The following is a 10,919-nucleotide window of genomic DNA, read 5'->3' on the forward strand; positions in this document are numbered from 1 at the left end:
ACTAATTTAAAAAACGGTTATGCCAACTATCCTTAGCAGGAACTTCCCAATCAGTTTTATACTCAGCAATATTAGTAACCAAATTATTAAACACTATTGTGTTTGGAGAAACAGATCTATTCTTGGCCATTTTTCTAAAATCTGTAAGTGTTTTATACGCAACAAATTCCCCTTGTTTATAGGAAACATTCATTTTATCCATTAAATCAACCTTATAATCTGTTTCTAACTGCTGTATAAAATGGACAGAAGCATCTATAGAACAACCAGTTGCTTGATTCATATCTTGATCTAATGCAATTGTTATAAATCTTTTATACTTTATATCATACCCTGCCTTTAGATCCGATCCATGTGCAGTCCATTGTGTTATAAAAGTTTCTAATTTATTTTTTATCTCATCTAACTCCTCTAAAGTAAATGATCTATTGGCTTGATAGATCCAAATTCTTGACGTATCCGGGAGTTCTTTAAAATCTACTAACATCCTCTTTCTTTTTATTTTCTAAAATAACAAAAAGTATTCCTAATTGTTGCAACAAAAAAGAGTTAATATGAACAAACATATCAACTCTTTTATTAGTCTGCTTAATCTTTAAAATCTTTTTTTACAAATCTTGAGCATTTGCAATCAGTTCTGCTACATCCATCACATCAATACTATCTTCTTTTTCCTTATTTTTCACACCATCAGTCATCATTGTATTACAAAATGGACAACCCGCAGCAATAATATCTGGTTTTGTTTCTAAAGCATCTTCCGTTCGCTCAATATTTACATCTTTATTACCTGGTTCTGGTTCCTTAAACATCTGTGCTCCACCAGCTCCACAACATAATCCATTACGTTTGCTACGTTTCATTTCTGTAAGTTCTACTTCTAATTTTCTTAGAAGATCTCTTGGCGCTTCATATACATTATTAGCTCTACCTAGATAACAAGGATCGTGAAAAGTAATTCTCTTACCTTTAAACTTACCACCTTCTACTGTTAATCTTCCTTCATCTAAAAGTGATTTAAGGAATTGTGTATGATGCATTACCTCATAATTCCCTCCCAAAGCAGGATATTCATTTTTTAATGTATTGAAACAATGAGGACAGGCGGTAACAACTTTTTTAATCTCGTATGCATTCATTACCTCAATATTGGTAACTGCTTGCATCTGAAACAAAAATTCATTCCCAGATCTTTTAGCTGGATCTCCTGTACAACTTTCTTCGGTTCCCAATACAGCAAAGTCTACTTTAGAACTATGAAGAAGCTTCACAAAGGCTTTTGTGATTTTCTTAGCTCTATCATCAAAACTTCCAGCACATCCTACCCAAAATAATATTTCTGGCATCTTACCTTCAGCCATATACTCTGCCATTGTAGGCACCTTTATTGCTTCACTCATATGTTTATACTATTTATATCCTTGGTTTTTGTTAGAAAAAATCTCGAACAAAAACTTATTTAATCGTGTTTACCGTCATCAAAAACTTCGATAGTTACAACTCTCTCTACTAATTCTGTAAATTTACCAGTATAACGAGTTGCTTTTACCAAGTGATTATCTATCCAATGATAATTCCCTCCTCTTGGTTTTCCCATTAAAAGACTATGATAATTGAATCCGTGGGTTTTTAACCAAGTTTCAGTAACTTCTCTATGTTCCTCTGTTCTTGATGTAAAGAAGCAAATAATATGTCCTTCATCGTACCATTTATTTAATGTAACTAAAGCATCTGGAAATGGTTCACATGTAACCATTCTTTCTGGCTCTTCATTAGGAACATCTTCTGTAATCGTACCATCAATATCAATAAGGTAATTCTTAATACCTTCTGGTAATACTGGACTAATGTGTTCCCCTTCTTCTACCTTATCATGCAATAATTTCTCTACTTCTTCCTTCTTCATAATTTCTAAATTCTCTTAATTTTTAAAAGTTTATGGTTAATAGTTATGGTTAATATTATCAAATTTTATTCTTTATTCCAGTTTAGTCTGTCCATCTGGTTAAATGGCCAAGGAGCTCCGTTATTCTCTATGTTAGACATCATATTATTTAGATCTGTTGGTGCAGCACTTTGCTCCATTACTAAATATCTTCTCATATCTAAAATAATAGACAACGGACTTATACTAACTGGACAAGCTTCTACACAGGCATTACAACTTGTACAAGCCCATAATTCTTCTTGTGTTATATAATCATTTAACAATTGCTTTCCATCATCTACGAAACTACCATTCTTATCTATATTATCTCCCACTTCCTGAAGACGATCTCTGGTATCCATCATTATCTTTCGAGGTGATAACTTCTTGCCTGTCTGGTTTGCAGGACATTCACTGGTACAACGCCCACACTCTGTACAAGTATAAGAATTAAGCAATTGCACCCAATTTAAATCAGTAACGTCAGAAGCCCCAAACTTTTCTGGTTCTCCTTCGGTTTCGTCTTCTGCTGGTGCAGCAAATGGATCAGCATTAGGATCCATCATCAACATTACTTCCTTAGTAACAGATTCTAGGTTATCCATCTGTCCTTTAGGCCTTAAATCTCCGTAATAAGTGTTTGGAAAAGCTAATAGGATATGTAAATGTTTTGAAAAATATAAGTAATTCAAGAATATTAAAATCCCAATAATGTGCATCCACCAAGCGCTACGCTCAAGAATAATTAGTGCTCCTTCCGACATCCCATTAAACAAAGGAGTTATAAACTGACTAACAGGGTAAGATCCCGCTTTTATATAGTGTTCAGCTCCTAAATTTTGTAATTGTAAATCGGCAGCATTCATAGTAAGGAATAGTGTCATCAACACAACCTCAAAATAAAGAATAATATTACCATCATTTTTAGGCCAACCTTTTAAGGTTTTAAAACGTCTAATATTAACAATATTTCTTCTTATCCAGAAGATAAACACACTTACCAAAACTAAAAGTGCAAGAATCTCAAAAGAACCAATTAAGAAATCATATAACCCTCCTAAGAATGCAAAAATTCTATGCGTTCCGAAAATACCATCAATAATAATCTCTAGCACTTCGATATTAATAATAACAAAACCTATATATACGACCACGTGTAATATCCCTGCAATAGGTCTTCTTACCATTTTTGATTGCCCAAAAGCAATCATCATCATATTATTAAAACGTTCTTTTTTGTTATCCGTTCGATCTACATCTTTACCCAATCGAATATTTCGAATGACTTTACGAATGTTTTTTGTGAAATATCCAATTCCTGCTATTAAAGCAATTATAAATATGATATTAGGAATATATTGCATCATTTGAAGTAGTTAGTTTATTGAATCTGTAGGCTTTACGTATGGCTTGTTCTTTTTTCCAAAAACCGAAATATTTACATATCTCGTAGGATTTAATCTAAGATCCTGAAGTAGTAATTCTAATTCTTTACTAGCATCCTCTAGATTATTATAAAGCTTATCATCTTTTAATAATTTACCTGCCGTTCCTTTTCCTACTTCTAAATCTTTAGAGATTTTCTCAAAATTAGCCAAAACCCCATCTAGGTCTTTTACTAGTTTACCTATATTAACCTTTGATAATGAATCCGAAAACTGATTAAGATTCGTAGACATTTCATCAAGGTTAGAAAGCGTAGTATTTAATTTTTTTTCATTACCCGATAAAATATTATTTAAAGACCCTGATGCACCTTTAAAGTTTCGAACAGTAACACTAAGATCTGCAAAAATGGAATTTAAATTATTTTTGTTATCAACGGACAAAATTCCGTTTACAGAAGTCAATAAAGTATCAGCATCTTTAATAGCAGATTCTAATTTTAACTGCAGCGGAGTTAATTGTTCATTTACTAATTCTAATAAACCAGCTTTAACTCTCCCCGGCAATGTATCTTTGTCCTTTGCTTCTAAACCAGCTTCATATATTGGATTAATTGCCAATGACTTTCCTCCAATTAAATCTCCACCATATACCATGGCTTCGCTGTTTTTAGAAAAAGTAAAATCACTACTAACATTAAATTCCACTACAAGATTTCCTTTAGAGTCAGCAAACTTGATCGAAACTACCTTTCCTACTACCAAACCATTTATAGTAACTGGTGATGAAGGTATCAAACCTTCTACGTTATCATACACAGCATAAAAAGTTCGGTCACTTTCTAAAAGATTTTTACCTTTTAGAAAACTATATCCAAAAATTAAAAGTGCTATAGCAGACAGTGCTAAAATTCCTGTTTTAACTTCGCGAGTAAATTTCAAAATAGCATATGTTTAGGACACAAATTTAGAATAAAAAATATACTTCCAAAGATTATTAACGAACGATTTATTAGTATTTATTTAGATTAGTTCGATGTAGCATCAGTTTTTAAAGCCTCTGTAAGAGGAATTAATTCATTATCCTTAAATGCTACAACGAAACATGAAGCATATCCTTTATCAACAGCTACACCTCTCAACTCCTTGATTAAATTATAATTAGAAGTACTTCCAAAATAATACTTATACAATCCTTCAAACTGAATCTTTGATAATTGATCTAATCCATTAAAGTTTTTCGGCTCAAGTTCTATGTCATTAGATCCTGCTGCTATTTGTACCTTGAACGTTATTCCATCATACATTTTTTGTCCTACAACCTTTGTTATAGAATCGCTATCTACCACTTCCGGAACTTCTGGTTCAGGAGCATCAGGAACATAATATATCGCATCTAGACTCTCTTTATAATCTATAATAGAAGAAATAATAGATTTTGCCATCTCATCCTGACCCTTTTTAGAATTGAGGTATTTACCTTCTTTATTATTGGTAAGAAATCCTAGTTCTATTAACACACTAGGCATATAGGTTTGATGTAAAACAACAAAACCGGCTTGTTTTACTCCTCTACTTTTTCGTTTTAAGCTTTTATTAAATCCATTCTGAACGAAACTAGCCAAAGTAAGACTTTGATCTAGATATTCTTCTTGCATTAAAGTTAATCCTATTATTGATTCTGGAGAATTTGGATCAAACCCATCATAGTTCGCTTCATAATTATCTTCTAATAAAATAACTGAGTTTTCATTTTTAGCAACATTAAAATTCTCATTATTCGCATGTAATCCCAATACAAAAGTCTCAGTTCCATATGCTTGTGAACGGTGAGAATTACAGTGTACGGACACAAATAAATCCGCTTTAGCTTTATTTGCTATTTTCCCTCTTTCATGTAATTCTATAAACTTATCCGTACTTCTGGTATAAACCACTTTAAAACGATCATCTTTCTCTAAGGCCGTACCAACTGCTAAAACTACTTTAAGAGCAATATCTTTTTCCTTGTAACCATTTCCCCTATTTCCAGGATCATGCCCGCCATGCCCGGCATCTAAAACCACCACAAACTTCTCTTTATTACTTTCACTCACAACAGATAATGTAAATGCTGATAGGATAAAAACCGATGCAATTAAAAGTGAACTGTATATTATTTTCTTTTTCATAATTATGCAAAATTATCACTTAGCTTGAAACATTACCAAATTGTTTCCGTATTTAGTATAATAATTCTAAAATCATATGGTTATGACCTTAGAAATTAGAATACAGGTTTCATTTAAAAATAACGTTAGAGCAAAGTATTTGATATAAATATTTATTTTTTTACCAATTACAATCTCTACATAAAAAATATATGTAATTTTGGCACTTCAAAAACTAAGCCATAGTTTTACAAAAATAGGATATAAACCATTGCAAACAACGGTACGTAACATACTTTATTCACTAAGTTTTTCACTATTTTGTATTTGTTATACAACTGCACAAGAGTTCGATAAAACGACCAAAAAACCTATTCCAGCGCAAAAGGATTCTATTTCTTTACCAAAAAAAGGTTCCGAATCTAAAACTGAGTTACTGGAAAACGAAAAAGATCAAGACACAACAAAGAAGGATACCACAGTTGCTCCGCCACAATTATTAACTGATAAGGTCAAATATAAGTCTAAAGACTATATGAGACTAAGCCGTAGAGAAAATAAAATGTATCTCTATAATGAAGCTGAAATTATATATGGCGAAATGCAAATAAACGCAGGGCTTATCATAGTAGACAATGCTAAAAATGAAGTGTATGCCTACGGTATTAAAGATTCTGTGGGAGATTATACTCAAACACCTGTTTTTAAACAAGCTCAAAATGTAGTGGAGCCAGATTCTATTAGATTTAATTTTGATACAGAAAAAGCTTTAATATATAATTCCCGAACGAAACAAGGGGAAATGAATGTTAAAGGAGAAGTCTCTAAAAGGGTAAATGACTCTGTAATCTATATGAGTAATGTAAAATTTACAACTGCAGAAGATGTAGATAACGCTGATTACTATTTTTACGCTCGTAGAATAAAACTAGTACCTAAGAAAAAAATTGTCACTGGTTTGGTAAATATGTTTATCGCAGATGTACCAACTCCTCTTGGATTACCATTTGGTTATTTCCCTTTGCAAGATAAAAGAACTTCTGGTTTTATTATCCCTAGTTATGGAGAAGAAAATAACAGAGGATACTTTTTACAAAATGGTGGTTATTACTTTGCAGTAAGTGATTATGCCGATTTAACAATTACAGGGGATTACTATACCAATGGTAGTTATACCCTTCTTACTGAATCCGCATATGCCGTAAGATATCGATATAGAGGAAATCTCCGTTTTAGATTCGAAAATAATTTAACTAGTGAAAGAGGATTCCCTGATTTTGCTCAGAGAACTACTTACAACATACAATGGACTCATTCTCAAGATGCAAAAGCAAATCCTAATTCAAGATTTTCTGCTTCTGTGAATTTTGGTAGTAGTGATTTTTTCCAGCAGTCAACAAATCAACTTAATACTGGTAACTTCTTAAATAATCAACTTAGTTCTTCAATTTCTTATTCGAAAACTTTTCAAGGAGATCCACAAGTAAACCTAAATGTAGCTGCCAATCACAACTCCAATACCAATACGCAAGAAGTGAATTTATCGCTTCCTAATGTAAATGCTAGTGTTTCTAGAATATTTCCTTTTGCTCCAAAAGTAGGTGTTAAGAAAGGAATCATACAAAATATTAATACGCAGTACAACTTTAGAGGAGAAAACAGAATTACTACTACCGATGATGATCTTTTTACAGGAGATATGTTCAACGATGCAAGAATCGGTATGCAGCATTCCATACCTATTAGCACGAACTTTAAAATCTTTAAATACTTAAGTGCCACTATGGGTACAAGTTTTCAGGAAAATTGGGTTTTTGAAACTATTGATCAGAGTTATGACCCAGATGCTAACGACGGTGCAGGAGAAGTTGTTAGAGATACCATTGCTGGTTTTGATGCTTATAGAACTTATAATTTTTCAACAAGTTTAGGAACTACTATATATGGAACTTTTAACTTTAAGAAAGATAAGAAAATCCAGGCAATACGTCATACTATGAGACCATCAATTAGTTATAGTATCAATCCGGCTTTTGATCAATTCTATGATGAATATACAATAACCGATGACCCGAATACATTAGATATTGACGAAACAGAAGTAGTTGAATACTCTAGATTCGAAGGTGGGTTCTTCGGTGCCCCAAGTAATACTTTTTCTAGTAGCATTGGCTTTTCTTTAAGCAATAACCTTGAAGCTAAGGTAAAGAGTAAGGATACCACTGATTTAGAACCCCGAAAGGTGGTTTTATTAAATAACTTAAATTTTAGAACCGCATATAATATTGCTGGTGATTCTCTGCAATTGAGCCCACTATCTATTACCGGAAATATTCCTATAATAGAGAACAAACTAGACATTAACTTTAGTGCAGAGTTAGATCCTTATGCATTAGATAACAACAATCGCAAAATAGATGTTTGGAACATTGATAACGGAGGTAGTCTATTTAGATTAACTAGAGCCAGTGCTAATTTTGGGTATTCCTTTTCTAGTAAAGATTTTGAAAAAGGCCAGTCTAATGAAGATCCTTTATCCAATCAAACTTTACAGAATGGTGGGCGACCTGATAATTTATTTGGTGGCGGAACAGATTTTAGAGATGATCAGTCAAATCGTCCAACTAATGACAATAAAGAAAAAAGGGATATCAAGAACTATAATTACAAAATCCCTTGGTCCTTACGCCTATCATATACCGTCAATTACAGTAATAACGCTAGGCAAAACGAAATTTCATCACACTCAATTATGTTCTCTGGAGATGTAGAACTAGCTCCTAAATGGTCCGTTGGAGTATCCTCTGGGTATGATCTTAAAAACCCTGGATTCACATATACCAATTTAAGGTTCCAAAGAGACTTAGACAGTTGGAATTTGAGTTTTAATTGGATTCCTTTTAGCGAAAGAACATCATGGAACTTCTTTATAGGTATCAAATCCTCTGTTCTTAGTGATATTAAGTATGATAAAAGACGTGAACCGGACAGACAATTATAAGTTAGTATCTTAAATATGTATACTTAAGTTATACTAGGTTTATAAAATCAAAACAAACAATAACACAACACACATTATGAAAAAAATAATAACTACTACTAATGCTCCTGCTCCGATAGGCCCTTACAGCCAAGCTATTCTTAATGGTAATACACTTTACACTTCTGGTCAAATAGCTATCAATCCTGAAACTGGAGAACTGGTTATGGATGATATTAAAACTGAGGCAAAAATGGTAATGAAAAACCTTAAAGGAATTCTAGATGAAGTAGGTATGACATTTGAACACGTTATAAAAACTACTATTTTCTTAAGTGATATGAATAATTTTTCTCAGGTAAACGAAGTTTATGGAAGCTATTTTAATGAAGATACTGCTCCAGCCAGAGAAACTGTAGCTGTTGCTGCGTTACCAAAATTTGTAAATGTAGAAATTTCGGTAATTGCGGTGAAATAATATCCATTTCAAAAAATATATTAAAAGCTCAAGCAAAATTTGTTTGAGTTTTTTTATTTTTAAATATGACCGATTTCGAAATTACCTCTAATGATGAATTATCTAATCTTATTATAAGAAAAGGTATTAGCTCTTGGGTTCAACTAGTTCAATTTATCAAAGACCTCCCCTATGGCCGAAATGCCAATAGAATAGACTCTAAATTGGTTATCTTAGAACAAAAGGGTACTTGTAGTTCTAAACACGCATTATTGAAACGAGTAGCTAATTTAAATGGAAGAAATGATATAGATCTTATTATTGGTATTTATAGAATGAATAGTATAAATACTCCCAATATTGGAAACATCCTTTTAGAAAATAACTTAAACTACATTCCTGAAGCTCACACCTATTTACGGTACAAAAATCAAACTATAGATGCGACATCTAGTATATCGGATTTTTACAAAATCGAAAATGACGTAATAGTTGAAAAAAACATAAAACCTCTTCAAGTAGGAGATTTTAAAATCCATTATCACCAAGAGTATATCAAATCTTGGATTATTGAAGAAGAATTAAATTTTTCATTTGATAAAATCTGGGGAATTAGAGAGCAATGTATCCGAAATTTATCCCAATAATTTATAGTCCCTTTAGTAATAACTGTGCAGTAGCAGGATTTGTAGCCAACGGAACGTCATACACATCGCATAACCTCATCAACATAAAAATATCAGGCTCATGAGGATGTTTTGCCAAAGGGTCTCTAAAGAAAATAACCATATCCACTCTTTTTTCTGCAACACCAGCAGCAATTTGTGCATCACCTCCAAGAGGACCGGATAATAATGCTTCTACATCAAAACCTGCGCGCTTTGCTTTCTCTCCAGTGGTACCCGTAGATATAAGCGATACATTTTTAGATTGTAAGATTTCTTGATGTTCATTCAGAAATTGAACCATTTCTGCTTTTTTACCATCGTGTGCTATAATTGCTATTGTAATCATTGTAATTATACTGAAAGGATATCCGAAATACGAAGGAGTTCTTTATTGATACTATGATCTTCTTTTAAACCATTATCAAAATCGGTAGCTACAATCTTATTATTAAGTAATCCAACCATCACATTTTGTTCTCCGTCTAACAGCAGTTCAACTGCTTTAACACAAAGCCTACTTGCCAGTGTTCTATCAAAACAAGAAGGAGATCCTCCACGTTGCATATGACCTAAAACCGTAACTCTTACATCATAATCTGGCATGTTTTCCGTTACATAATCCGCAAGTTCATACACATTTTTTCCAATTTTATCACCTTCACAGACTACGACTATACTTGAAGATTTTCCGGATCTTTTACTTCTTTTTAATGATTCTAGCATTCTATCTAATCCTAAATTTTCTTCAGGGATTAAGATTTCTTCTGCTCCAGCTCCTACTCCACTATTTAATGCTATAAAACCTGCATCCCGCCCCATTACTTCAATAAAAAATAATCGATCATGCGAACTTGCTGTATCTCTAATTTTATCTATCGCATCAACTACCGTATTTAAAGCCGTATCATATCCTATTGTAAAGTTAGTTCCTGCAATATCATTGTCTATAGTTCCTGGAACTCCGATAACAGGTATATCATGTTCTTCACTAAAGATCTTTCCTCCTTTAAAAGTTCCATCTCCTCCAATCAATATCATCGCATCCACCTCAGCCTTTTTAAGGTTTTCTGCGGCTTTTTTTCTTCCTTCAGGAGTTTTAAATTCTGCAGAGCGAGCGGACTTAAGAATGGTACCTCCCGCACTAATAATATTACGAACGCTACGGGCATTCATTTCACAATAATCATTTTCTATCATTCCTTGATAGCCCCTATAAAAACCAATACATTTTACATTATAATAAGAGCAAGCACGTGCTACTGCCCTAATAGCAGCATTCATTCCAGGAGAATCTCCTCCTGATGTCATTACCCCAATAGTTTTAATTTGTTTAGCCATTTATTGTGTATAAA

11 protein-coding genes are annotated in these 10,919 nt (G+C 32.8%); 3 read left to right on the forward strand and 8 right to left on the reverse strand.

The window, feature by feature from the left end; translation table 11 throughout:
* Position 1: 1 nt before the first annotated feature.
* The 6 genes from D1815_RS07255 to D1815_RS07280 all read right to left on the reverse strand — a co-directional run bounded on the left by D1815_RS07255 (position 2) and on the right by D1815_RS07280 (position 5,483).
* Positions 2 to 487 carry an ABC transporter ATPase gene (locus D1815_RS07255; RefSeq protein ID WP_027392707.1) on the reverse strand — a complete coding sequence of 162 codons (486 nt, stop codon included), beginning with the start codon at positions 485 to 487 and terminating at the stop codon, positions 2 to 4.
* Positions 488 to 608: 121 nt separating this feature from the next.
* The gene (locus D1815_RS07260) at positions 609 to 1,400 is read right to left on the reverse strand and encodes a (Fe-S)-binding protein (protein WP_027392708.1); all 792 of its coding nucleotides are present in this window, start codon (positions 1,398 to 1,400) and stop codon (positions 609 to 611) included.
* Between the two features lie 59 nt (positions 1,401 to 1,459).
* Positions 1,460 to 1,906, reverse strand: a complete 447-nt coding sequence (locus D1815_RS07265) for a phosphoheptose isomerase (protein ID WP_027392709.1) — start codon at positions 1,904 to 1,906, stop codon at positions 1,460 to 1,462.
* Between the two features lie 65 nt (positions 1,907 to 1,971).
* Positions 1,972 to 3,291 (reverse strand): (Fe-S)-binding protein, encoded by a 1,320-nt coding sequence (locus D1815_RS07270; protein ID WP_118386478.1) that lies wholly within the window; start codon positions 3,289 to 3,291, stop codon positions 1,972 to 1,974.
* Positions 3,292 to 3,303: 12 nt separating this feature from the next.
* Positions 3,304 to 4,254, reverse strand: a complete 951-nt coding sequence (locus tag D1815_RS07275; protein ID WP_118386479.1) for an MlaD family protein — start codon at positions 4,252 to 4,254, stop codon at positions 3,304 to 3,306.
* Between the two features lie 86 nt (positions 4,255 to 4,340).
* Positions 4,341 to 5,483, reverse strand: a complete 1,143-nt coding sequence (locus D1815_RS07280; protein WP_118386480.1) for an N-acetylmuramoyl-L-alanine amidase — start codon at positions 5,481 to 5,483, stop codon at positions 4,341 to 4,343.
* A 199-nt stretch (positions 5,484 to 5,682) separates the two neighbouring features.
* Between D1815_RS07280 and D1815_RS07285 the strand changes: the two genes are divergently transcribed.
* From D1815_RS07285 to D1815_RS07295, 3 genes are all read left to right on the forward strand, one after another.
* Entirely contained in the window at positions 5,683 to 8,463 is a 2,781-nt protein-coding gene (locus tag D1815_RS07285; RefSeq protein WP_027392713.1) for a putative LPS assembly protein LptD, read from the forward strand.
* 76 nt (positions 8,464 to 8,539) lie between these two features.
* Complete coding sequence (locus D1815_RS07290) at positions 8,540 to 8,920, forward strand: RidA family protein (protein WP_027392714.1); 381 nt, start codon at positions 8,540 to 8,542, stop codon at positions 8,918 to 8,920.
* A 65-nt stretch (positions 8,921 to 8,985) separates the two neighbouring features.
* Complete coding sequence (locus D1815_RS07295; protein ID WP_233557573.1) at positions 8,986 to 9,546, forward strand: hypothetical protein; 561 nt, start codon at positions 8,986 to 8,988, stop codon at positions 9,544 to 9,546.
* A 1-nt stretch (position 9,547) separates the two neighbouring features.
* Here the strand turns inward: D1815_RS07295 and D1815_RS07300 are convergent, their stop codons facing one another.
* Positions 9,548 to 9,910 (reverse strand): methylglyoxal synthase, encoded by a 363-nt coding sequence (locus D1815_RS07300; protein ID WP_027392716.1) that lies wholly within the window; start codon positions 9,908 to 9,910, stop codon positions 9,548 to 9,550.
* Positions 9,911 to 9,918: 8 nt separating this feature from the next.
* Positions 9,919 to 10,905, reverse strand: coding sequence for a 6-phosphofructokinase (gene pfkA, locus D1815_RS07305; protein ID WP_118386481.1), 987 nt, complete (start codon positions 10,903 to 10,905; stop codon positions 9,919 to 9,921).
* Positions 10,906 to 10,919: the final 14 nt, after the last annotated feature.

Source organism: Aquimarina sp. AD1 (assembly GCF_003443695.1).
Classification (GTDB): Bacteria; Bacteroidota; Bacteroidia; order Flavobacteriales; family Flavobacteriaceae; genus Aquimarina; species Aquimarina latercula.

Coding starts and splice junctions, on each gene's coding strand:
- D1815_RS07270 (WP_118386478.1), bottom strand. CDS start 3,291: ATGCAATATATTCCTAATATCATATTTATAATTGCTTTAATAGCAGGA.
- D1815_RS07260 (WP_027392708.1), bottom strand. CDS start 1,400: ATGAGTGAAGCAATAAAGGTGCCTACAATGGCAGAGTATATGGCTGAA.
- D1815_RS07295 (WP_233557573.1), top strand. CDS start 8,986: ATGACCGATTTCGAAATTACCTCTAATGATGAATTATCTAATCTTATT.
- D1815_RS07255 (WP_027392707.1), bottom strand. CDS start 487: ATGTTAGTAGATTTTAAAGAACTCCCGGATACGTCAAGAATTTGGATC.
- D1815_RS07280 (WP_118386480.1), bottom strand. CDS start 5,483: ATGAAAAAGAAAATAATATACAGTTCACTTTTAATTGCATCGGTTTTT.
- D1815_RS07265 (WP_027392709.1), bottom strand. CDS start 1,906: ATGAAGAAGGAAGAAGTAGAGAAATTATTGCATGATAAGGTAGAAGAA.
- D1815_RS07290 (WP_027392714.1), top strand. CDS start 8,540: ATGAAAAAAATAATAACTACTACTAATGCTCCTGCTCCGATAGGCCCT.
- pfkA (WP_118386481.1), bottom strand. CDS start 10,905: ATGGCTAAACAAATTAAAACTATTGGGGTAATGACATCAGGAGGAGAT.